General features: G+C 48.3%; 21 protein-coding genes. 12 read left to right on the top strand and 9 right to left on the bottom strand.

What is annotated here, in order from left to right; translation table 11 throughout:
* The first annotated feature begins 257 nt into the window (after positions 1 to 257).
* The 11 genes from PGN_RS07245 to PGN_RS07195 all read left to right on the top strand — a co-directional run bounded on the left by PGN_RS07245 (position 258) and on the right by PGN_RS07195 (position 14800).
* The gene (locus PGN_RS07245; RefSeq protein ID WP_005873402.1) at positions 258 to 1277 is read left to right on the top strand and encodes a DUF6261 family protein; all 1020 of its coding nucleotides are present in this window, start codon (positions 258 to 260) and stop codon (positions 1275 to 1277) included.
* 188 nt (positions 1278 to 1465) lie between these two features.
* Positions 1466 to 3445 (top strand): OPT family oligopeptide transporter, encoded by a 1980-nt coding sequence (locus PGN_RS07240; RefSeq protein WP_012458338.1) that lies wholly within the window; start codon positions 1466 to 1468, stop codon positions 3443 to 3445.
* A 16-nt stretch (positions 3446 to 3461) separates the two neighbouring features.
* Complete coding sequence (gene pepT, locus PGN_RS07235; RefSeq protein WP_012458337.1) at positions 3462 to 4679, top strand: peptidase T; 1218 nt, start codon at positions 3462 to 3464, stop codon at positions 4677 to 4679.
* Between the two features lie 129 nt (positions 4680 to 4808).
* Positions 4809 to 5516 carry a HesA/MoeB/ThiF family protein gene (locus PGN_RS07230; RefSeq protein ID WP_043876370.1) on the top strand — a complete coding sequence of 236 codons (708 nt, stop codon included), beginning with the start codon at positions 4809 to 4811 and terminating at the stop codon, positions 5514 to 5516.
* A 55-nt stretch (positions 5517 to 5571) separates the two neighbouring features.
* A complete protein-coding gene (locus PGN_RS07225; protein ID WP_012458335.1) occupies positions 5572 to 6306 on the top strand; it encodes a type III pantothenate kinase in 735 nt (244 codons plus the stop codon).
* Positions 6299 to 7603 carry a hypothetical protein gene (locus PGN_RS07220; protein ID WP_012458334.1) on the top strand — a complete coding sequence of 435 codons (1305 nt, stop codon included), beginning with the start codon at positions 6299 to 6301 and terminating at the stop codon, positions 7601 to 7603. Before PGN_RS07225 ends, PGN_RS07220 begins: the two co-directional genes overlap by 8 nt.
* 41 nt (positions 7604 to 7644) lie before the next feature.
* Positions 7645 to 8997: a tetratricopeptide repeat protein gene (locus tag PGN_RS07215; RefSeq protein ID WP_012458333.1), complete on the top strand. Its 1353-nt coding sequence runs from the start codon at positions 7645 to 7647 to the stop codon at positions 8995 to 8997.
* A 30-nt stretch (positions 8998 to 9027) separates the two neighbouring features.
* On the top strand, positions 9028 to 9732 hold the full coding sequence (lptC, locus tag PGN_RS07210) for an LPS export ABC transporter periplasmic protein LptC (protein ID WP_012458332.1): 705 nt from the start codon (positions 9028 to 9030) through the stop codon (positions 9730 to 9732).
* Positions 9729 to 10982: a hemolysin family protein gene (locus tag PGN_RS07205; protein WP_005873396.1), complete on the top strand. Its 1254-nt coding sequence runs from the start codon at positions 9729 to 9731 to the stop codon at positions 10980 to 10982. Before lptC ends, PGN_RS07205 begins: the two co-directional genes overlap by 4 nt.
* Positions 10983 to 11088: 106 nt before the next feature.
* Positions 11089 to 13236, top strand: coding sequence for a peptidylprolyl isomerase (locus PGN_RS07200; RefSeq protein ID WP_012458331.1), 2148 nt, complete (start codon positions 11089 to 11091; stop codon positions 13234 to 13236).
* 289 nt (positions 13237 to 13525) lie between these two features.
* Entirely contained in the window at positions 13526 to 14800 is a 1275-nt protein-coding gene (locus tag PGN_RS07195) for an MgtC/SapB family protein (protein ID WP_012458330.1), read from the top strand.
* 1059 nt (positions 14801 to 15859) lie between these two features.
* On the opposite strand, the gene PGN_RS07190 is transcribed toward PGN_RS07195, so the two are convergent.
* The 9 genes from PGN_RS07190 to PGN_RS12430 form a co-directional block, all read right to left on the bottom strand.
* Entirely contained in the window at positions 15860 to 16399 is a 540-nt protein-coding gene (locus tag PGN_RS07190) for a hypothetical protein (protein WP_039417360.1), read from the bottom strand.
* 1019 nt (positions 16400 to 17418) lie between these two features.
* Positions 17419 to 18822 (bottom strand): MFS transporter, encoded by a 1404-nt coding sequence (locus PGN_RS07180; protein WP_012458327.1) that lies wholly within the window; start codon positions 18820 to 18822, stop codon positions 17419 to 17421.
* A gap of 37 nt (positions 18823 to 18859) precedes the next feature.
* A complete protein-coding gene (locus PGN_RS07175; protein WP_080504424.1) occupies positions 18860 to 20149 on the bottom strand; it encodes a bifunctional folylpolyglutamate synthase/dihydrofolate synthase in 1290 nt (429 codons plus the stop codon).
* On the bottom strand, positions 20146 to 21417 hold the full coding sequence (locus tag PGN_RS07170; RefSeq protein ID WP_012458325.1) for an adenylosuccinate synthase: 1272 nt from the start codon (positions 21415 to 21417) through the stop codon (positions 20146 to 20148). Before PGN_RS07170 ends, PGN_RS07175 begins: the two co-directional genes overlap by 4 nt.
* A gap of 28 nt (positions 21418 to 21445) precedes the next feature.
* On the bottom strand, positions 21446 to 21946 hold the full coding sequence (locus PGN_RS07165) for a Fur family transcriptional regulator (protein WP_012458324.1): 501 nt from the start codon (positions 21944 to 21946) through the stop codon (positions 21446 to 21448).
* 85 nt (positions 21947 to 22031) lie between these two features.
* Complete coding sequence (locus PGN_RS07160) at positions 22032 to 22904, bottom strand: RsiV family protein (RefSeq protein ID WP_004584995.1); 873 nt, start codon at positions 22902 to 22904, stop codon at positions 22032 to 22034.
* Positions 22905 to 22916: 12 nt separating this feature from the next.
* Positions 22917 to 23927, bottom strand: a complete 1011-nt coding sequence (locus PGN_RS07155) for a type I phosphomannose isomerase catalytic subunit (protein ID WP_012458323.1) — start codon at positions 23925 to 23927, stop codon at positions 22917 to 22919.
* A 22-nt stretch (positions 23928 to 23949) separates the two neighbouring features.
* On the bottom strand, positions 23950 to 24201 hold the full coding sequence (locus PGN_RS07150) for a hypothetical protein (protein WP_012458322.1): 252 nt from the start codon (positions 24199 to 24201) through the stop codon (positions 23950 to 23952).
* Between the two features lie 272 nt (positions 24202 to 24473).
* A complete protein-coding gene (locus tag PGN_RS12430; protein WP_353307681.1) occupies positions 24474 to 24581 on the bottom strand; it encodes a DUF1661 domain-containing protein in 108 nt (35 codons plus the stop codon).
* A 10-nt stretch (positions 24582 to 24591) separates the two neighbouring features.
* On the opposite strand from PGN_RS12430, the gene PGN_RS12425 reads away from it, so the two are divergent.
* Entirely contained in the window at positions 24592 to 24642 is a 51-nt protein-coding gene (locus PGN_RS12425) for a hypothetical protein (RefSeq protein ID WP_256822017.1), read from the top strand.
* Positions 24643 to 24677 lie beyond the last annotated feature (35 nt).

The following is a 24677-nucleotide window of genomic DNA, read 5'->3' as shown; positions in this document are numbered from 1 at the left end:
CATAAAATTTCCGTTGCCGAACGGCGACAAGAAACTTTGCCTCCGAAGTTAATAGGTATTCCCCTTAATCTTTATTACAATATATATGATTGGCAGGAAAATAGTTTTATCTACCGATTATTATAACCGTATGACTGCTTTCGGATAGAGATTAAGATGAAAAATATATATTTCTATCGGTTTTCTATCCACAACAAAATTATTTACTACTTTTATCGAAGCAAACGATATTGTTTCACCTAAAAACTTTTTCCGATATGGTCGAATCCATACAAATTACTTCTTTTCACAATGCTGAGCTTCTGAATTTTATGATCGATGAGGTCAAAGATGCTCGCACTCTCAGTAAAAATGAGATTATTCCTACTTTGGATGAGCTGGACAAGGTGCTGGCTACTTTCAAAAAAGGTATTGCCATGAACAAGACAAGCGAATACTCGGAGAAAATAACCGCTCTCGATGCTGTTCGTAGCAAAGCGTTTCGGAATTTTATAGGCTGTATCCAGGGAGAGACCCATCGGCCCGAAGAAGACCATCGCGAAGCTGCAAGACGTCTGTTTATTCTGCTCAAACCCTATAATAACCTGAATAGAAAGAGCTATCGGAACAAAACCGAGCTGATGTACAAGCTGGTGGAGGTATTGCGAAGCGACAAACATGCTTCCGACGTGCAGACCGTAAATGTATCTGCTTGGATCGATAAGATGGATAACGCGAATAAGGCATTCGATCAGCTGTTCGACCTAAGAGACAATACGGAGGGTGAGCGTCTGATCATCAACAACCGTGAAATGCGGCATAGGATAAGGCTGCACTACAATCGCCTCCTTGAAATCATAGAAGCTCTGCTTGTCTTGCATGCGGATAGGCCGTTGGAGGGATTCGTGGGCCGTCACAATGAGCGAGTGGCCAAGATGAAAGCACTCTTTGCCCTTCGTGCTTCCATCGGAACGAAATCGACCCGGGAGAAGCGGGATGTATTGCGCAGCCTTGCTATCGGTCTCGGTTGGTCGTTACCTGCCGGACAGGAAGATTTCGAATTTTTCGCCGGTACGCGTATCCTTCATCCGACCGAACATCGCTGGTACTGTCTCGGCAAGAAGGATAATATAATTACTCTGGTTCTATACAAAGGGAAGAAAAAACAGTCCTCATCCTCTTCTTCCAATAGCTCAGTCGATCTGCCCGATCTTCCCGCTCCTCCTCCATCCCAGCCCGATAACGGTTCGTCCGGAGGCGGCGGCGAGCAAGGCGGCGGCGGAAGCGGCGGTCTGTAGTCTATCGACTCCGAAGCGCATCGCACGGATATACCGCCGGTTAGGATCGGGCTTCCTGCCCGATCGAAAGGACCGGTTTTCAACGGAAGTTGTATATATTTGAACGCTTTGTTTCAGTACGATTCTCCGCCCTCTTATTGCGATCGGAGGGCGGTGCAAAAAACAATCCAATCAAACACATATATTATATGGAAAACAAACAGACAACGAGCATGCTGCCCGAAAATGCATATCGGGAGCTAAAGCCGGGCGAAGAGTACGAACCGGTGATGCCTGCCGGCAGTACGCCGCGCGAAATTACCTCCTATTCCGTCCTGCTGGGTTTGGTGATGACGATTATTTTCTCTGCTGCCGCAGCTTATCTGGGGCTGAAGGTCGGGCAGGTGTTCGAAGCCGCCATTCCCATTGCCATCCTGGCCGTGGGTATCGGCACCATTACGGGACGCCGGAATATGCTGGGGCAGAATGTGATCATCCAGTCCATCGGAGCCTGCTCGGGCGTCATCGTCGCCGGTGCCATCTTCACGCTTCCTGCCCTTTACATCCTGGGCCTTGAAGCCAGTTTCCTGCAGATATTCCTTTCTTCGTTCATCGGCGGTTGTCTCGGTATATTGCTATTGATTCCTTTCCGCAAATACTTTGTCAAGGATATGCATGGCAAGTATCCTTTCCCCGAAGCCACGGCAACGACGGAAGTACTGGTCACGGGAGAGAACGCAGGCAAGCAGATGAAGCTGCTGGTGGCCAGCGGACTCGTGGGCGGTCTGTACGACTTCATCGTGGGTACCTTCGGCTGGTGGACGGAGAACGTTTCCACCCGGCTGGCCGGCTGGGGAGCTGTGCTGGCCGAGAAGTACAAGCTGGTCTTTAAGGTCAATACCGGAGCGGCCGTCCTCGGCCTGGGCTATATCATCGGTCTGCCTTATGCCACGATCATCTGTGCCGGCTCGTTTCTCGTCTGGTTCGTTATCGTGCCCCTTATCGGCTACTTCGCCCCAGGTATGACTCAGGCCGTCGGCGACGGTGTATCGCTGACTATCGGCCTGATGAGCCCTGAAGATATTTTTGCCGTCTATGCGCGTCCGCTCGGCATCGGAGGTATCGCCATGGCAGGTATCATCGGGATCCTGCGCTCGTCCGGAATTATCGGCCGGGCCGTCAAGCTGGCCGGTACCGAATTGACCGGCAAGCGGACGAGTGCCATCGATGAGCCTCGCACACAGCGCGATCTCTCGATGAAGTTCATTACGCTGGGCGTCATCGTCGCTTTGGTGGTAACGATGCTTTTCTTCCAATTCAACGTGCTGTTCAACTGGGGACATACGCTGGTATCCCTGCTGATCGTATTCATTATTACCTTCCTTTTTACCACTGTGGCTGCTAATGCCATTGCCATCGTCGGCAGCAACCCCGTTTCGGGGATGACCCTGATGACTCTGCTGCTAACCTCCGTAGTTCTCGTCGGAGTAGGCGTAAGCGGCAAGCCGGGTATGACGGCTGCGATGATTATCGGCGGTGTGGTATGTACGGCCTTGTCCACGGCGGGCGGATTCATTACAGACCTGAAGATCGGCTACTGGCTCGGCACCACGCCGAAGAATCAGGAGAAGTGGAAGTTCCTCGGCGTTCTGGTAGCTTCTGTCACCGTAGCCGGTGTGATGATGATCCTGAACAAGACCTATGGCTTTACGGGCGATCAGGCTCTGGTGGCTCCGCAGGCCAATGCGATGGCAGCCGTGATCAAGCCGCTGATGGAAGGCGGTAATACGCCTTGGATTCTGTACGGCGTAGGAGCTATACTGGCTTTGATCCTGACGAGTATAGGCGTGCCCGCACTGCCTTTTGCACTGGGTATGTTTATCCCGTTGCAACTAAATACGCCTCTCCTCATCGGCGGACTCGTCAGCTGGTTCGTCAGCACCCGCTCGAAGGACGCTTCTGTCAATAAATTCCGCAAGGAACGCGGTACGCTCATCGCTTCTGGATTCATCGCCGGAGGAGCTTTGATGGGCGTAGTCAGTGCGATCCTCAAATACATGGAGTTCGATGCTTTTGCCCAAGAATGGCACGCCATGGCAGGCGCCGAATGGTTGGCCATCGGCATGTATGCACTCATCATTCTCTACTTCATCGTCGACAGCATCAGAGGCAAGAAACATGAAGCATAACAACGAAACAAAGAATATGAAACTAAAAGAAAGATTTCTCCGATATGTAGGCTTCGATACGCAAAGCGACGAATCCTCCACCACTTTCCCCTCGACGGACAAACAATTAGTGCTGCTGCGTCATTTGTCCGAAGAGATGAAGGAGCTCGGCCTGTGCGAAGTCGAAATGGACGAGCACGGCTATGTCATGGGCAGCATCCCTGCCTCTCCCGGTTGTGAGCATGCGCCCGTAATCGGATTCATTGCGCATGTGGATACGGCCCCCGACATGAGCGGCAAGGACGTGAAGCCGCAAATCATCGAAAACTATAATGGCGGCGATATTCGTCTGAACGAGGAGCTGACTATGCGTGTGGCGGATTTCCCCGAGTTGGCGTTCTTCAAAGGGCATACGCTGATCACTACGGACGGTACCACCCTGCTCGGTGCCGACGACAAAGCCGGTGTGGCCGAAATAATGACGGCTGCGGAGTATCTGCTCGCACATCCCGAAATCAAGCATGGCAAGATTCGCCTTGGATTTACTCCCGACGAGGAGATCGGTCGGGGAGTGGATCACTTCGATGTCGAGCGGTTCGGTGCCAAGTTCGCTTACACGATGGACGGCAGTATGGAAGGAGAGTTGGAGTATGAGAACTTCAATGCGGCTTCGGCCAAACTGATCGTAAACGGACGCAATATCCACCCCGGCTATGCCAAGGGAAAGATGGTCAATTCGCTGCAGGTAGTGTGCGATCTGCATGCTCTTCTGCCCGAGGCTATGCGGCCGGAAGCTACTGCCGGCTACGAAGGATTTTTCCACCTTATCGGCATCAACGGTTCGGTAGAGAAAGCATCGGCATCTTATATCATCCGCGATCACGACCGCAAACTCTTTGAAGAGAAGAAAGAGCTGATCAAAGCTGCCGTAGACTACATCAACCGCAAGTACGGCTCGGATATCGTGTCGCTCGAACTCAAAGATCAGTATTACAATATGCGAGAGATGGTGGAGCCTCATCCCGAGATTATCGAAAAAGCCATCGCTGCCATGAAGTTTGCCGGCGTAACGGCCAAGATTCAGCCTATTCGTGGCGGTACGGACGGAGCCAGACTCTCTTATATGGGACTCCCGTGCCCGAATATATTTGCCGGTGGGATGAACTTCCACGGCAAGTTCGAATACTGTTCGCTCGACTCCATGCGGCGGGCTGTGGACACGATATGCCATTTGGCTGCTCTTTGGGCTGAATAGTCATCGCACGAATGACGATCCGTTCTACCCTTTCTTACGATCATTAGTAAAGAATGGTTTGGGGCCTCGGAGGGAAAGCCTGCGCAATTGGGTTTTCCCTCCGGCGTTTCCTCCGTCCGATTCATTTGTATGAAACCAAACTTTTCCGAACGTTATGCTCGCCAAACGGCTCTTCCCGAAGTGGGAGCCGACGGGCAGCAGCGATTAGATAGTTCGCATGTCCTTGTCATAGGGGCCGGAGGCCTTGGTTGCCCTGTCCTGCAATATCTCTGTGCTGCAGGCGTGGGACATATCAGCGTTGTCGATGATGATCGCGTCGACATCAGCAATCTCCAACGTCAAGTGCTCTTTTCCGAAGCCGATTTGGGACAGCCCAAAGCCATTGCGGCAGTAGCTCGTTTGCAGGCGATGAATAGCGATTGCCGTCCGGAAGCTTTCACCGAAAGATTTACGGAGCTGAATGCCGAGATGTTGGCCGGCGAGTGCAACCTTATTATCGATGCTTCGGACAATGCTGAGACGCGCTATTTGATAGATCGTGCTTCTCTTGCTCTCGGAATTCCTTGGATATATGGCAGTATTGCCGGATGGCGCGGGCAATTCACTGTCTTCGGTTATGGCCATCCGGTGCCTTATTCGGATCTTTTTCCCTCCGGCGAAGCAGCTCCCGAGGAAGTGCCCCTTGCCGTTATCGGAGCCTTGTCCGGTGCCGTTGGATCTATGATGGCAGCCGAAGCCATCAAAATCCTCTTGGGAAGACCCGCCGAAGAAACTCTCAGTGGCCGTCTCCTCCTCATGGATCTGTTGCATGGCGAGTCGCGTACCATCCGCTATTAGCAATCCTACTAATCTGCTTAATCAAAATAATTCCGATTCCCCCTCCCCGAAAACCATGTCCTTCAATCTGATCGTTGATCAAGGCAATTCTGCCTGTAAGGTTGCTTTCATCCGAAATAATGGTATAGAGAGCATTTCCTTCCTGCCGGGAAAAGCCGGACAGGCACTCAGCCATCTCGTCGCTCCCCACCGTTTCGACAAGGCTATCTACTCATCTGTGGGGCTTCCCGACGAAGAGGCTGAAGCCATTGTGAGAAGTTGTGCAGCTGCTTCCTTGATGATGGGGACTGAGACCCCCGTACCCCTTCGCCTGCAATATGATCGCCGCACTTTGGGTGCCGACCGACTGGCTGCGGTGGTCGGAGCGCATAGTCTCTATCCGAATACCGAATTGCTGGTGATCGACGCCGGTACTGCCATCACTTATGAACGAGTATCCGCTGAAGGGATCTATCTCGGTGGCAATATATCGCCCGGTCTCCACTTGCGCTTCAAGGCTCTTCATCTCTTTACGGGCAGGCTCCCTCTGATTGATCCCTCCGGTATCTCTCCGAAAATAGCCGAGTATGGTTCCTCGACCGAAGAAGCGATCACAGCCGGAGTAATTCATGGCCTGGCAGGGGAGATAGACAGATATATTGACGATCTGCACGCTAAAGAGGGGCGGTCTGCCGTTATACTGACCGGAGGAGATGCCAACTATTTGGCACGGATTATAAGAAGCGGAATACTAATTCATCCCGATTTAGTACTTTTGGGCCTAAATAGAATTTTAGAATATAATGTATAAAGACTATAAGGGTTTGTATGCGTCGCTTCGGTGGTGTGCCCTGATCATTGGGTTGCTATTTGCAGCAGACAGTATACAGGCTCAGAACAACAACTTTACCGAGTCGCCTTACACTCGCTTCGGCCTTGGCCGTCTCGGAGAACGGACGACTATTAGTGGGCATTCCATGGGAGGACTCGGCGTCGGTCTGCGTCAGGGTACATACGTCAATGCCGTCAATCCTGCTTCATACTCGGCAGTGGATTCGATGACGTTTATCTTCGATTTCGGTGCGTCTACCGGAATTACGTGGTATGCCGAGAACGGGAAAAAGGACAATAGGAAAATGGGAAACATTGAGTATTTCGCCATGCTTTTTCCTATTTCCAAATCCATTGCTATGAGTGCAGGAGTGCTTCCTTACTCCGCATCCGGGTACCAGTTCGGATCCGTTGATCAAGTGGAAGGAGGTAGCGTCCAGTACACCCGTAAATACTTGGGGACAGGCAATCTGAACGATCTCTATGTCGGTATAGGTGCAACCCCGTTCAAAAACTTCTCAATAGGAGCCAATGCTTCATTTCTTTTTGGCCGATTCACACACAGCAGACAGGTAATCTTCTCCACGGAGGCTCCTTACAATCCCGTACATCTCTCGACGCTGTACTTGAAGGCTGCCAAGTTCGACTTCGGTATGCAGTATCACCTTCCTCTCAAATCAGATCGTTCGCTCGTTATCGGTGCCGTCTATTCTCCGCGGGTGAAGATGCATAGCGAGCTGACTCAGATAAAGAATCAGGTTCAGAACGGTGTAGTAGTGGAGAGCGAAACCCAAGAATATATCAAGGGAATGGACTATTATACCCTGCCTCATACATTGGGGATAGGTTTTTCTTATGAAAAGAAAGATAAACTTCTCTTAGGAGCAGACGTCCAATATAGTAAATGGAAAGGCGAGAAATTTTATAAATCCGATTGCAAATTCCAGGACAGAATACGGGTATCTCTCGGCGGAGAGATCATGCCGGATATAAATGCCGTTGGGATATGGCCTAAAGTTCGCTATCGCTTCGGTTTACATGGTGAAAATTCTTACCTGAAAGTGCCGACTAAAGGCGGTGTATATCAAGGATACCATATCGTAGGTGCTGTATTCGGTATAGGAATCCCGCTCAATGACAGACGTTCGTTCGTAAATGTCTCTCTTGAATATGACCGATTGATCCCGAAGGAGGGTATGATCAAAGAAAATGCTCTGAAATTGACCTTCGGCCTCACGTTCAACGAGTCATGGTTTAAAAAGCTGAAACTGAACTAACAGAAGGAAAAATGTTGAACATTAAAAGAATAAAGAAGAAAATGAATGCAAGAAATTTGTTTGCAACGGCAGCACTGCTTTTTACCGCAAGCACAGCCTTTGCTCAGACCGGAGTTCAAACAAATACCCCATTCGGTAGTGGAGAAGACAGCATCCGTTGCCGTCAAAACATAAGTCTCTTTACCTCTTATGCGAAAACGGGTAATTACAAGGATGCCTATGATTTTTGGGAGAAAGCCTATGAGGAGTGCCCCGCTTCCACGAAGAATATCTATATCTACGGTGTGAAGATCAGCGAATGGCGCTTACAAAACGAACAGGATCCGGCCAAACGTCAGCAGATCATCGATAAAATTCTCAAGCTGTATGATGACCGTGTCAAATACTTCGGAGAAGACCCCAAGTATGGAACGGACTATATCATGGCCAGCAAAATATCGGACTATATGCAGTATATGGGCGATAAAACGGATTATGACAAGGTTTATGAATGGATCAAGCCGGCCATCGATCAGCATGGAGAGAATGCTACGCCTCGAGCCCTATTCTATTATGCTTACTCCTCTCTGAACAAAGCTATCAGAAATGAGGCATGGCACGAAACCTATATTAAGGATTATACGTTTGCATCCCAGGCCATGGAGAAGCAGTTGGAAGTGGCCGATGAGAAAGGCAAAGAGTTTATCCAACCGCTGAAAACTCAGATCGACGAACTCTTCGCCCAGAGCGGTCTTGCAGACTGCAATACTTTGGTGAAAATGTATGGCGATAAGCTGGAGGAGAACAAGACGGATACGACTTTCCTGAAGAATATGCTCGGCATGTTCCACGCATCCGACTGCGAGACTCACCCGCTTTATTTCCAAGCCAATAAATACCTCTTTGCCGTACAGCCCTCAGCTATAGCTGCTATGGGCCTTGCTAAAGAGGCGATGGAAGGAAATCGATACAATGAAGCCAGCGACTATCTCCAAAAGGCTATCGAACTGAGTAAGAATGCCAAAGACCGTGCAGCCTGCAACTATACGTTGGGTCTGTTGGCTATGAAGCAGGGTAGTTACTCTACGGCACGCTCTTACTGCAATAAAGCACTGGCCGAAGATCCTGCGATGGGCGATGCTCTTATCCTGATTGCCCAAATGTATGCAGCAACGGCCAATACTGTCTTCCCCGGTGATGCTATCAAGGCACGCTGTGTATATTTCCTGGCAGTGGACAAACTCCAGCGTGCCAAGAATATAGATCCTTCTTGTGCTCCCAGAGCCAATCGTCTGATCAGTCAGTATAGTCGCAACTTCCCTTCTCCTGCTGATGTGTTTATGCATCCGGATTTGGAGAAAGGCAAGAGTCTCTTTGTCGGAGGATGGATCGGCGAATCTACTGTCATTCGCTAATTCCATTCCGGTACGCAAATTCGTTTGCGCATGGACCCCGGCCAACGAATAAAAACTATCAAGAACACAACACTGCTTCTATCAGGGGCAGTCGTTGTGTTTTTCTGTTTCTTATCTTTCGCCGCTTGTCGGAGGGGTAAAACGGAAGTGGTCAAACATGATCTGAATCTGGATTCGGCCTATTCGATGCACACGACTGATGTCAATACGTTAATATCCGATTCCGGATTGGTACAGTTCAGGATGAAAGCCAAAGATTGGTTCATTTATGATAGGGGAGAAAAACCTCACTGGCTGTTTCCCAATGGGATCTATGTAGAACGGTTCGACACACTGAATCACATCTTAGCCACTATCGTGGCAGATACTGCCTATTATATGATCGACGATGATCGCTTTATCCTCATTGGTCATGCACATATCCGCAATATGAATGACGAGAACTTCCATTCCCCCCGATTTATATGGGATAAGAAGAACGCCATTGTTTATTCCGATGATACGGTCTACATTCAAAGCCCGGACAAAATACTCCGAGGGACGTCTTTCACTGCAACCCAAGATATGGGTGAGTACACCATATTCAATCATTCCGGCGACTACTATGTGAGTGAAGAGGAGGACAAATCCGCCGACACCATACCGATTCGTCAAGGGGATCGGACAGCAAAGCCTGCCGCTTCTCCTTTCATGCCGAGGCCATCGGCTTCTCCAACCACCAAAGAGCAAAAATGAATTACCTGTACATACTGATTACACTTTTACTCTCCGGCTTTTTTTCCGGTGCTGAGATTGCTTTCCTTTCTTCGGACAAACTGCGTCTTGAGTTGGACAGGAATAGAGGCGATCTCACTGGCAGAGCGTTAAACTTGCTGTATCGACATCCGGACCAATTGGTGACTACTCTCCTTGTAGGTAATAATATCGTTTTGGTAGTCTATGGTCTGCTGATGGCGGGATTGCTGGCCGCACCTTTGGCGCAATGGATTGATAACGATGCTATGATCGTCGTTCTCCAATCTGTCTTATCCACTATCATCATATTGTTTACCGGGGAATTTCTACCCAAAGCCATTTTCAAGACCAATGCCAATATGATGATGAGGGTATTCGCCCTCCCTATCGTAGCGATCTATTATCTGCTTTATCCTCTGTCTAAACTCTTCACCGGTTTATCTCGCTCTTTTATTCGTCTGGTGGACAAGAATTATGTGCCCACAACAGTAGGGTTGGGGCGCGTAGACCTCGATCATTATTTGGCAGAAAATATGTCCGGAGAAAACGAACAGAACGACTTGACTACCGAAGTGAAAATCATCCAGAATGCGCTGGATTTCTCCGGTATTCAGGTGCGAGACTGCATGATCCCACGCAATGAAATGATAGCATGCGAGTTGCAAACGGATATTGAAGTACTCAAAACGACTTTTATCGATACCGGTTTGTCCAAGATCATTATCTACAGACAGAACATAGATGACGTAGTAGGATATATCCATTCGAGCGAAATGTTTCGTGGGCAAGACTGGCAAAAACGTATCAATACTACTGTATTCGTACCCGAAAGCATGTATGCCAATAAACTGATGCGACTACTCATGCAGCGCAAGAAAAGCATTGCGATCGTCATCGATGAACTTGGAGGTACGGCGGGTATGGTCACATTGGAGGATTTGGTAGAAGAGATTTTCGGTGACATCGAGGACGAACACGACACTCGCAAGATCATAGCCAAACAGCTCGGCCCTCATACCTATCTGGTCAGTGGTCGTATGGAAATAGATGATGTGAACGAACGTTTTGGGTTGTCCTTGCCTGAGTCTGACGACTACCTTACCGTGGCCGGATTTATCCTGAATAGCCATCAAAATATCCCACAGGCCAATGAGGTCGTGGAGATTGCTCCTTATACTTTTACCATTCTCAGATCCTCTTCCACCAAGATCGAACTGGTGAAAATGTCCATCGACGACCAATCGAACTAAAAAACAATCAGTTGAAAGGCTTGGCATTTTGAAGCCGGTTTGTATCTTTGTGGCTTAATAAACACATTCTTAATAGTGCATAATAAATAGAAAACATAATAACAAAATGGCGACATTAGAGAAAATCAGAGGTAAAGCCGGTTTGCTCATCGTAGTGGTGGGCGTGGCTCTTTTTGCCTTTATTATCGGAGACTTCCTTCGATCCGGATCTACTTTCTTCCGTCAGAGCCAAGAAGTAGTCTTGGATATCAACGGAGAGAAAATCAAAATCTACGATTACCAACAGCGTCTCAAAGCGATGGAGAAACGCGCCGAGCAAAGTGGAACAAAGATCACCGACGAACAGCGTGCTTCTCTGAACAATCAGCTCGCACAGCAGTATGTACAGGACTACGTGCTCGGGCAGCAAGCTGACAAGTTGGGTCTTACGGTAAGTCCGGAAGAGCTATTGGCTCTGATTATCGGTGATGGTGTTCAGCCCTCCATGTTCGCCCAACAGTTTTTCTCCCGATTTGGTATCAATGGATCCGACAGGGCTGCCGTGAATGATTTTCTGAATCACATCAGCGACAAGCAAATTAAATCGCAGCCGGCCGAACAGCAGGGCTATCTGTACGAAATCCAGAGTGAATGGCAAAGCGTGGAAAAGCAAATCGCAGATACCCGTATGCAAGAAAAGTTGGGTGCTCTGCTGACGAGATCTTATGCCATTAATGATATCGATGCCAGATACGAATCCGGAGTGCCCAGTCGTGAAGTAGCTGTGGCACAAGCTCCCATATCTGTCATTGGCGATACTTCTATTCGTGCCACGGATGAGGAGATCAAAAAGTACTACAACGAACACAAAGAGTTCTTCGTTCAGAAATATCCGTCTACCATCGTCCAGTATATCAGCTCTCAGGTAGTGCCGAGTGCTCAAGACATGGCAAATGCAGAAGTGGAGATGCAGAAGGTACGCACCGAGATGCAACAGCAAAGCGATGTGGAAGCTCTTGCCCGCAACTATTCGGACAAGTTCGTATCTCCTTCTTTCCTGACTTCGGCAGAACTCGATCGCATGAACCTCGGCGTAAGCATTACCGAATTTATCAAGACTGCGACACCGGGCGAAGTCAATATCCCGATGTTGGAGAATAACCACTATTCTTTGGTAAAGCTGGTGGCTAAAAAGTCCGGGTTCGAATCGCTCAATGTGGCAATCATTGCTCTGGACTCCGCCAATCTGTCTAAGGCCGATAGCCTTTGCAACGCCTTGAATGAGGGGGGCGACTTCGCTGCTGCAGCTCGCACGTTCAGCGCAGATCCTACCTCTCGTGAGACAGGCGGTGTACTCACGTTCCCCAACCAGTTTACACAAATGCCGGATAGCACTATTACAGAGGCTATGGCTCAGCAGCTGCACCTCGACACTCTTTTCAGCATTCCATCGAATAGAGTGATCAAAATGAATCAGGATAAATTCGTTTTCCTGGCCAAAGCTTTCAATCCCAAGCCGGCTGTAGATAAATACAAAATTGCCTATATCGGAGTAGATGCTAATTTTTCTGATGAGACATACAATAAGAAGTTTATGGAGCTGAACGAGATGTTGAACTCCGGCAAACCTTTCCCCAAACTCGCAGAACAGGCACGCAGCAAGGGCTTGAGTATAGAGGAAAATGCCGAAGTGACAGTATTCTCGGATCACGTAGGCAATATCCCCTCCTCTCGTGAGATCGTTAGCTGGGCTCTCAAAGCAGAGAAGGATGAGGTGAACGAAAAGATCTTCCGTTGCGGCACTGACTATTTGGTGATTGCCGCCGTAAAAGATCAGATTCCCTCCGGCTATCGTCCCGTGGAGAAGATCAAAGAGCAAATAGCCAATCAGCTGCGTGTCGAAAAACAAGGCGAGAAACTGGTGGCTGATCTGAAAGCCAAGAAGCTGGACAACCTCGAAGCCTATGCTTCTGCGATGAACACAAAAATCGATACTCTTGCGGGAATCAGCTACTCTCCGCGCGGAGGTGAAGCAGCCGAATTGGCCGGATATGCCATGTCTACGCCGCTGACCAAGCTGTCCGAACCTTTTGCTGCTCGCAACTATGTGATGGTAGTGAAGCCTTTGACGCAAAACGAAAAGGCTGCCGGCCAGAGCGTAGAAGCCCAAATAGCTCAAAAACGTCGTGCGCTCGGTCAGCAGACTGCGTACCGTGCATTCCGCAAAATGCTTGATCAGGTGCCCGTCACAGACAACCGCGCCCGTTTCTACTAAGCCATACAAAGGGACGTAAGACCTTATTGTATTTCTTGCTTTCAGCCCTGTTCCCTTTCGGGAGCGGGGCTTTTTTGCTTTATGAAGGGGCGAAGAGGAGGCTAAACGGTATGATTCCTCGGCGAAAAAATTCATACCTCCGCCTCCCGGCTCCGAATCATCCGAACGAGCAATCGAAGGATGCTGTCGCTCCCAATTTACACAGATTAGTATCCGGCTTTAGGCTTGGCCATGCAGTAGCATAAGGGATTTATATACCTTTGGGAATAATAAAATTGGATCACTCGCTATGGAACTTTGGCAATCGATACCGAAAGAGTTTATCAACTTCATGCTCGTCATACTTTTTTCTTTAAGTCTGGGGATGGAGCAGCACAAGCAAAATAAGGCCAATACGGAGAAGAGGATTTTCGGAACAGACCGAACTTTCACCTTTTTCGGGCTATTGGGTTATATCCTCCTGCTACCATCGAAAGAAGAGATGTGGCCGTTTCTCATCGGTTTTATCGTCATTGCCTGTTTCATGATGATATTCTATCTGATGAGAATACGGGAAGAGAGACAGTATGGTCTGACGACAGTGATGCTCGGTCTATTGGTTTATACCTTCCCCCTTGTCATAGTGCGTTGTCCTCTTTGGATAGCTCTTCTTGTTTTCGTCGTAGTCTTGATCCTTGCCGAGATCAAAAAGCCGCTCCAAGACTTCAGTGCGCAGGTAGGGGAGAATGAGTTTCTCACACTGGCCAAGTTCATTATCATAGCTTTTATCGTCTTGCCCATGCTGCCGGATCAGGAGATTTCGGCTCTGCTTCCCGTCTCCCCCTATCGAATCTGGTTGGCCGTTGTCGTCGTTTCCGCAGTATCGTACTTCAGTTACCTGCTTCGCCGGTATATGTTTCCCAAGGCCGGTCTGATCCTTTCGGGAGTACTCGGAGGTCTTTACAGCAGTGTGGTCACAACGGTCATTTTGGCCAAGCAAAGCAAGGAGGGAAAGCACAGCCCCCGCATGTATGCCGGATCCATCATTATCGCTTCCGCCATGATGTATTTCCGCGTATATATCCTGCTCCTTATCTTCAATCAAAACCTTGCCATCAGCTCATGGCACTATTTCTTGCTCCTCTTTCTTGTCTCGGCCGCTGTGGGTTATCTTTTTTATAAGAAAGGAGAAAAGGCCAAAAGTCTCGACACGCTCGATGCCGCCAGCGATAATCCGTTGGAGTTTAAGGTCGCTTTGGTTTTTGCCATCCTTTATTTGGTCTTTTCGGCACTAACTCAATTCATGATCACGCAGTTCGGATCGGCCGGATTGACCACGCTCTCCTTTATCGTCGGGTTCACGGATATTACTCCCTTCCTGCTAAACCTCTTCCAGGGGCATTATGAGATCACGTCCACGATGATCCTGATCGCCACCATGCAGGTCATGACCAGCAACAATATCCTGAAAGCCGTATACACCAAAGTGTGGAGTACGCCGGAGACCACCAAGTGGACTTGGAGAGGGCTTGGCCTTATCATAGCATTGAATCTGGCGGTCATCCTCCTGCTCTATATGCTCTGATGCGCCGGCCTCCTAAAACCCTGGTTTACCCAAGCTAAAAACATGCCCCGATCAAACCATATATTTGGCCCAAACTAAACTATATAGTTTGGTTCAACTAAACTATATACTTTGGTCCGACTAAACTATATACTTTGGTCGAACCAAACTATATACTTTGATAAAGCCAAACTATATACTTTGGTTTTGCCCCCTTTAGACCCTTGCTGTCAGTAGTGTCTACATCCCTGAAACAGAGCCTATAAGGCCCGATCCGAAAAAGGGCTTTTTAACCCCCAATACTCTCCCCAAAAGAATCAAACAAAGAGAAACTGCTTTCAAGCGACTGCATTGGAAAATCCTCTATCGCCTTTCCGACATCAATCGACACCCCGCAAGAAAGCTATCAGAGATAAAGCATAGTTCACTGCTTTACAAAAGATCTTTTCTTGCCATTTGGCAATCATACGAAAAAGCAATTATCGAGCAATTAGAAACTTACTCGGTATCTTCCTGCAAATAGGTAATACATTCTTTTTGAAGCCGGCAATACACTTTCTTAAGATTAGCGGTACCCTTAATAAATGAGGTATATTGGGTTTCAATCTGAAAAATTTCTCATGAGTAAAAATCGTCCAATTTCAGAAGAAAAAACAAAGGAGTAATATCTTATCCATTTATCGCAGATAGCGTGACCGTTTGTTTTGGCTTTTTGTGTAATCGTATTTTCTTTTGGAATAAACAGTTGTATCTTACGAAAAAAGAACGAACAGAAACTTTATAGGAGAGCGATTATAGGAATAGTCTTTTCCGTATTCTATCATCTTATGGTTATTAGTATGATAAGCAGGTAGTAAAAGAAAAGACAAATATAATATCGACAAAAAGTAGGCATTACTTTTTGTCAAGTTTCGTTTATTCTACGCTTTGTTTATAGATAAGCTTCAACGGTGAAGCATTTGGCAAGACCAAAGCGTATGACCACAGAGTTTTATCCTATCAATAAACCAAGGACAGACGAACTTCTCGATTCTCTGATAAATGTATGGGCGAGAGCTGTCCGAGCGACTCTGAAATACCTTACTTCCGCCTTCCACTGCGACTTCTTGTGTGTGGTCTGACATAAGTGCCATTTTTTCTATAATATCCTTTCACGTAGATATCCCCGGAACTATTTGTAGTTGAAGACTCTTCGAAACTTCTTGAAACTCTCTCTGAGGAGGAATTTTTTAGAAAATTCAAGGGAGATTCTAAAGGGATATCAATATCAGAAATATAAACATAGCCTATTTTATTTTTCCGATATCTAACTTTGAAGAAGCTTGTCGTCTTACTGAGAATTTGTATTTCTTCTCCATTAGATAGGGTATCTGTCTCATTGCCGTATTCCTTGAGTTTTACCTTTATTGGCAGGAAATCATATTTCTGTTTTATGGTCAACGGATAGCCGTTTTCTAAGATCTCATAGTGAATACTGTCTTTCAAATTCTCAATTCGTTCTTGTAATCTCCTAATTTCCCTATCTAAGTTGTCTATTTTGTTGTTTGTTTGGGCATTGACGTTTAGATGAATTATCCCTGTAATAACGATGACTATAAGTCGGAAAATGATCTTTTTCATTGCTTTTTCATTGTTTGTTAATTCATTATAGTGCAAAGATAGTCTTTTCAGAGTGTATCTATGCATTTTTTAGTAAGAAGAATAAGTAAGACGAGTGCAGCAGAAAGGTTGGCTATCGCCTCAATGCTTATCGGCATTGTTGGGTTTCCTCTTTTAGCGATCCATTTATCGCAGATAGCGTGACCGTTTGTTTTGGCTTTTTGTGTAATCGTATTTTCTTTTGGAATAAACAGTTGTATCTTACGAAAAAAGAACAAACAGAAACTTTATAGGAGAGCGATTATAGGAATAGTCTTTTCCGTATTCTATCATCTTATGGTTATTAGTATGATAAGCAGGTAGTAAAAGAAAAGACAAATATAATATCGACAAAAAGTAGGCATTATTTTTTGTCAAGTTTCGTTCATTCTACGCTTTGTTTATAGATAAGCTTCAACGGTGAAGCATTTGGCAAGACCAAAGCGTATGACCACAGAGTTTTATCCTATCAATAAACCAAGGACAGACGAACTTCTCGATTCTCTGATAAATGTATGGGCGAGAGCTGTCCGAGCGACTCATCATTTTCTGACGAAGCAAGAGATATTCAAAATCTTATTCCTCTCGGTCAAAGAGCATTGAGGTTGGTTGATTTATTCATTGTGAGTGACGATAATCTGTTCAGCTATCGGAGATGGCGGAATCAGGCTCTCAACCTCTGTTCTCTGTATGGAGCCGTCGCAAAACGAGGAACAGTTTGTTGCCGGCGGAATCCTCTGAAGGATTGCAAATACCGGTCCGGTAGATTCTCTCAAAACTACTAGTAGATCCTTCCAAAACCACTAGTGGATTTCCTCAAAACCACTAGTAGATTTTTCTGAAACTACCAGTAGTTTGACATGTGCTAAAAAAATAGAGCTGTGCATGGGGAGGATTTCCCTTCTGCACAGCTCTATTTTTTTTCGGAGATTACGACTGCCCTCTTTCAGAGCAATCCGGTCTCTCGGTTTTGACGGTGTACCTTACATAGTCTTACACAGCTATTTCTCGATATTGGGAAGCTCGAGTCCGTAGCCTTTCTTCACATCGGCACCTTTCAGGAGAATACCGAGGATAAAGGCGAGAACACCGAACGAAGCAAAAACCAACATCGCCAAAGTATAGTTCTTCGGTTCGCCGGCTGCAACACCCTTATTCGTGGTGTCGAGGATGGCTCCGATCACGATGGGAACAACCATCAAGCCGATATTCTGAATAAAGAAAATGGCCGAATAAGCCGAGCCAAGTACTTTGGGGTCGATAATCTTGGGTACCGACGGCCAGAGAGCAGCAGGTACCAAAGAGAAAGAAATACCCAGTACGACGATGGCTGCAATGGCTATGGCAAGAGAAGAAGTGGTGCCGCTCTCAAAGGGGAAAATGGCGAATGTCAGGTGGCAGATAAACATCAGTACTGCTCCGACAATAAGCATGGTGGCTCCTTTCCCGACCTTATCCAAGAATGCGCCGAGGAAAGGCGTCAGCACCATGGCTCCCAAGGGGAACATACTGAAGATACGGGCAGCTCCTTCGGCCGTCAGACCGATATTGGACTGAAGCATCTCGGTGGCAAACTTCTGAAAGGGGAAAATGGCTGAATAGTAAAGCACGCACAAGAGGGCAACAATCCAGAACATGCTATTGCCGAACACCTGTTTGAGATCTTTGAAGCGGAAAGGCTCTTCCTCTTCCATATTTGCATCCTGTACTTCGCGGTCGAGCTTCTTATCGAGGATACCGTAGATAACATAAAGAATCAAACCGATGAAAAGGAGTGCCGTAACGAAAATAACCGGTACCTGAACGCTCTGAAGCGTACCTTCGAACTGCTTTGAAATGATAGGCGAAGTCCAGAACACGGCGAAGACTCCCAAACGGGCAATAGCCATCTCAAGTCCCATGGCCAAAGCCAACTCTTTGCCATGGAACCACTTCACGATAGCACGGGAAACGGTTACGCCGGCCATTTCACAGCCACATCCGAAAATAGCAAAACCGACACAGGCCAGCTTGGCAGATGGCGGGAAACCCATAGAAAAGGAATTGAGCATATCGTAGCCGAAGCCGCCGCCATTGAAGACTTCACTCAAGGCATATACCTTAATAAGGGCACCCAAAAGCATCAAACTGCCGGATAAAATGGCAGTGAAACGCACGCCCATGCGGTCCAGGATGATCCCTGCCAATATGAGGAATCCGAAGAAAACGTTGATAAAGAACTCGCTACTGCCATAAGAGCCGAAGACGGTGGAACTCCAATTGACTTGTTGCTCTAACTGTGTTTTCAGAGGAGAAAGCACATCCACGAACATGTAGGCAAAAAACATGGTGGCAGCCACTAAGATAAGTGCTGTCCACCGGACTGCGGGCTTGTCCCTGAGGGATTGTTTGATTGCGTCAGTCATTTTTTTGAAAGGTTTTTTTATTGATATGATTACTTAGTTATTTGAATTCTTCTAACAAATCGGCTACGATGAAATTGCTCCCTCCGACGAAAATAAAATCATCCGCATGCGCCTCTCGTCGGGCAGCTTCGAGTGCCTCCCGAATGGAAGAGTAGGTATTACCGACCAAGCCGAAAGCAGCAGCTTGCTGCCGCAGATCGTCTTCCGGCAAGGCTCTGTCGACCGAAGCACGGGTGAAATAATAAACGGCCTCCCGAGGCAAGAGAGCCAATACGGCCGTGATGTCCTTGTCATTGACCATGCCGAAGACGATACGCAGCTGTCGGTAAGTCTGTCGTCTCAGTTGCTCGGTGATCAGACGGAATCCGTCTTCGTTGTGTCCGGTATCGCATACGATCCGTGGCTGCTCGGCCAACTGCTGCCAACGGCCAAACAGTCCTGACATTGCCGTAACGTGGGCAAATCCTTCACGGACGTGTTCCGAAGAAAGATTCAGACCGCATCGTTTGGAAAGGACCTCCACGGCACAGAGAATCGTACGCGCGTTCTCCTCCTGAGCCAAGCCGGTCAGTTCGCCACGAACCGATCCATAGTCCCGTGTTTGGTATGTATAGCAACCGTTTTCTAATGTTGAGGAAATGATTACGCCCGATTCTTGAGCAAAGACAATATCCGCTCTTTCCTCATCGGCTTTGTGCTGAAAGGCATGGCGCACACCTCCCTCGGCTCGGCCGACCACAACGGGGACTCCGGACTTGATGATCCCGGCCTTTTCGAAAGCTATCTTCTCCGGCGTATCCCCAAGGAACTGCACATGATCCTTGCCGATGTTCGTAATGATACTCAGGATGGGAGTAATGATATTGGTACTATCCAAACGGCCTCCCATCCCCACTTCGATGAGTGCCATATCGACCTGAGCGTGTCGGAAATAGTCGAAAGCCATCATCGTAGTCAGTTCGAAGAAAGAGGGATGCAGCGTTGTCACCATCTCACGCGTTCGCTCGCAGAAATCCACTACGTATTCTTCTGTAATGCAAATGCCGTTTACACGAATACGCTCGCGAAAATCCACCAAATGAGGAGATGTAAACAAGCCTACCCGCATACCGGCAACTTGTAAGATAGCAGCCAGTGTAGAGGCGGTAGAGCCTTTGCCGTTAGTACCGGCCACATGTATCGTTCGGTAAGCCTTGTGGGGATGTCCCAGCAGGCGGTCTATGGTCTCTACGGTACCGAGCCCGGGTTTATATGCACTGCCCCCTTGGTGTTGGAAGACAGGGGTAGCGGTAAAGAGATACCGGATAGCTTCTTCGTAAGTCATCATGCCTGCCGGATGATGGTCTGCTCTCGGTCGGGGCCAACGGAAACGATAGCGATACCGACTCCCAATTCTTTTTCCAAGAAGGCGATATAGTCGCTAAATTCTTTGGGAAAATCAGCCTCGGAAACCACATTTGTCATTGACTGCTGCCAACCGGGGAGTTCCTTGTAAACGGGCGTTACCCCTTCTGTCAGATGGAAGGGGAAATTGCGTGTCTCCTTGCCGTCTATCTCGTATGCCACGCAAGCCTTGATCGTGGGGAAAAGATCCATGACATCGCTTTTCATCATGATCAGCTTGGTCACACCATTCAACATAATGGTATAGCGCAAGGCTACGAGGTCTATCCAGCCGCACCGGCGTTTGCGTCCCGTCACAGAGCCGAATTCGCGTCCCAACTCACAGAGCTTGTCTCCCGTCTCATCGAACAGCTCCGTTGGGAAAGGCCCTGCTCCGACGCGCGTGCAATAGGCCTTGAATATCCCGTACACATCGCCCACATTGCGAGGGGCTACTCCCAAGCCGGTACAACAGCCGGCACATATCGTATTGCTACTGGTCACAAACGGGTAAGAACCGAAGTCAATGTCCAAGAGCGAACCTTGGGCTCCTTCGGCCAAAACCTTCTTGCCGGACGAAAGGGCACCATTGATCAGAAATTCACTGTCCACGAATTCAAACTTGCGCAGATATTTTGTAGCCTCCATCCAGCGTTCCTCCAGATCCGCCAGCTTGTCCGTAGGATAGTTCAGGGAATTCAGTATGCGAAGATGACGCTCCTTGGCCACCGAATAGGCCTCTTCGAAGCCGTGTTCCAAATCTCCGACACGCAAGCCGTTGCGGCTCACTTTGTCCGTGTATGTGGGGCCGATCCCTTTGCCTGTGGTTCCGATCTTGCCGCTTCCCTTAGCCATTTCGTTGGCAGCATCCAACAGCCGATGCGTAGGCATAATGAGGTGGGCCTTGCGCGAGATCACGAGACGCTTGGTCAGATCGTGACCGCTGCGGGCAAGAGCTTCGGCTTCTTCCTTGAAAAGCAGGGGATCGAGTACCACTCCATTGCCTATGACATTCGTTTTCTCACCTTGGAAGATTCCCGAAGGAATGGAACGAAGCACGTATTTCTCCCCGTTGAACTCAAGCGTATGTCCGGCATTGGGGCCACCTTGAAAGCGAGCGACAATATCGTAGTGCGGAGTCAGTACATCCACTATTTTTCCTTTTCCTTCATCGCCCCATTGCAGGCCGAGAAGTACATCCACTTTTTCCATATCGGATCAATGTTATATGTCTGTGTTATTATTTTTTCTTCTTGGGAGCGGCTTTGTCCGCCGCCTTTTTGAGGGCCGACTGCTTCTTCCTGCATTTGTCGCATATACCATAGAGGCAAATGAGGGCCTGCCTATAAGAGAAGCGTGGTGGTCTGAGATCCTTGTCGGCCAGTATCGACTTCACATTTCGTCGGTAGTAGGTAGAAAATTGTGCACATTCGGTACAGAAAAGCAGCGGACACTGCTCTGCAAATGAAGCCATCAAGTACTGGTATTTGGTTTCGGGAGAAGGCAAACGCAGAACGATCCCGCAGCGTTCGAGCAAGGTAAGGGTATTATAGACCGTAGAAAGACTTACAGGCAAGCCATTCTCGCGAGTGAGATCGAACAAGTCGTCCGGCGTGAATATCTTCTTCAGATTATATGCGACTTCAAGAATGCTGTATCGTTCGGGGGTATGACGCAAGCCGTTCTCCGACACATATGCACGCAATCTTGAGCGAAGATCTTCCAGTGATGTGACTATCATCTTTACAACTGCCATGGCACTATCGACAGGAGCTACAAATATAGTTCTTTTGAAGAAGTTGGTCGCGAGAAAATCCGATTGGTTTTTATCTTTTCGATCCATTCTTGCCGGCAGAGAGCAAGGCGGTGGGCGAATCCTCCTTGAGAATCGGAGCAAGCGAATCGAACGACAGTGTAATCTGTATCGGCCCCATGGCATAGGGAGCGATCTCGTACTCATTGTAGAGGAAAGTAATACCTCGCTCCGAGATTCCGAAATTGTCCGTAGGATAAAGATCGCCCAAGGTACCATAGCCCATTTCGTTGAGGCTTTCCAAAGAAGAAACCCCTTGGTCTGCCATCAACTGCTTCCAGAGCAAATCGGTGAGAGCAGCATCTTTGCCCTGCGCGATGATGTCTTTCAAAAGAATCTGCTTACCGGTACGCAAATCGAGGTTGAGATATGCAACGTCGCCATAACCATGACTACCGCCCATGTATTTGAAAGCTTCGATCTCATAGACCAAGAGACTGTCTTGCCTGAAAACGACCTTGCCCGTTATGTGATCGACATAGGCATAAAGCCCCAAGTCCGGTCTATAATCGGGCTTGAGCGCAAGCTCCTCCTTCAGCAAAGGTTCCATATCCGACAAATAGGTGGAATCGCTGGCAGCAGCATAAGCCGACATAGCCTCGGAAGGCGACATGGATGCATACGCCGGGCCGAACAGAGCATTCAGGATATTCCGCCTCACCGAATCGGCGATAGCGTGAGGAATGCTGTCCGATGGATATTCAAACAGGATTTTAATATCGTTGCAAGGCATGGCGGAGTCGCCTAACAAGTGAGTGCAACGCTCCATGGAAATACTATCGAAAACGATCCTGTCGCTTTGTTTGTTCCTCTCTCTCTTACAAGATGAAATCTGCAGCAATAGGGCGAAAGCCCCGAGCAGGAGTAATGGCGTTTTTGCTTTCATCGGATAAATCTTTTAGCAGTTAGTGGAAGCAGGGATATAGGTTTCAAGCAGCTTGCACCCTGTTCGAGAGTCAGGGGCAAGCTCTACATCGGCAGTCAGGGCCGGAACGAGGGCACTCTGTCCCTGTCGAAGTTCGAGGAGATGGCCCCTCTTGTCCGTGAGGGTAAGGCCTCCCTCCACACATATATATATAACGAAGCTGTCTTCCTGCACAAGGTCGCGCCTGATCGGCTTGTCCAGCTCCAACAGAGCAGTGCGGAAATACGGACAGTCGGCCAATCGGACGGCAGCATTCGAACGATGCGTATACGCAGTCTTGTACGAATCTTCCATCCGATAGTCGATGGCATCCTTAGCCCATTCGGTATGCAGTTCGCGTAAGCGGCCGTTTGCGTCGGGGCGGTTATAATCGTAGATACGATAGGTAATGTCGGAGGTCTGCTGTATCTCGGCTACAAAGCAGCCGGCACCGATGGCGTGTATCCGACCGGCAGGCAGGAAGAAGACGTCTCCCGCCTCGACCTTATATTCGGCCAAGGCCTGCATGATCGTGCCTTCGGCCACACGCCTTTCGTAATCTTCGGGAGAAGACTGCGTAGAAAAACCGGAATAAAGACGAGCATCCGGATCGGCATGTACCACATACCACATTTCCGTCTTGCCGAAGGATTGGTGCCTCTCGGCTGCCAACCGGTCATCGGGATGAACCTGAACGGAAAGATCATCGCGCGCATCGATGAACTTGATCAATAGGGGAAATTTGCGGCCATACCGCTCGAATACGTGCCGGCCAAGGAGATCTTCGCCATGATACACCAGCAAGTCGTCTATCGTCTTACCGGCAAGAGGCCCGTTTGCAACGACCGAATAATGGTCGCTCACATGCGAAATCTCCCAGCTTTCTCCGATGTTTTCGTCGGTCGGCTCCATTCCCTTGAAAGGGCGTATCCTGCGGCCGCCCCACACGACCGGTCGAAGAATGGGATTGAATATGTAAGGATAGAGCTGTGCCGTGTTCGTCATACTTCACTGTAGCGTTAGGTGACTATTCGTCGGGTTCTTCATCGTATCGGGCATACTGTTCCATATCGTGTCGGCGACGCTCGCGCATCTTGTACCGCCGGATCAATACCCACCGCAATAGGATGAGTACGACCAGCTCCAAAGCGCAAACCAACAGATACGTCACCAGCCGGTCGGCACCGTCCGGAGCTATCCTTTCGCGCGGGTATCCCAATACGGACATCACTACGAAGTATATAAAGAGAAAGCCGATGATGATATTGATTCTTTTCATTCTCTCTTTTACATCATATTTTCCCCGAAACGTTTCGTCTGTAAAGGTAGGTTTTTCATTTAGAAAGAGGCCTTACTTTCAAAGTCCTATCTGCAAAAAATGTCTTTCGACCGGCTCTACCCCATATAGTGGAGGCATCAGTGTTTTGCCATCGTGAAAGAAGCAGATAGCTACGACCGTTCTTGGATAAAAAAGGCGGAAGCCGGCCACAGAGAACGGATGCAAGGACTACAGAAAAGTCGCACCGTCTCGTCTGTCGGGTTTGGATTCGTTCACCATTTTACGGACCAAAACTCACTCATTTCTCGCCCCTGTTTTTCTGAAAAATGGAACCAAAACTTTTTCGTTCCGGCGCGAGAATTTTTTGTTTGCCGCGCCAAAAACAAAAAAATTACGCGCCACGTTTTTTGGAGTAGCAAACGGGAAAATTTTCGTGTGTGACGTGTACTGAGGAGACATTGACACTTGCTGAAGTC

This window comes from Porphyromonas gingivalis ATCC 33277 (assembly GCF_000010505.1).
Taxonomy (GTDB): domain Bacteria; phylum Bacteroidota; class Bacteroidia; order Bacteroidales; family Porphyromonadaceae; genus Porphyromonas; species Porphyromonas gingivalis.
Note: the sequence above shows the minus strand (reverse complement) of the source record. Positions and strands in the feature narration are given on the sequence as shown.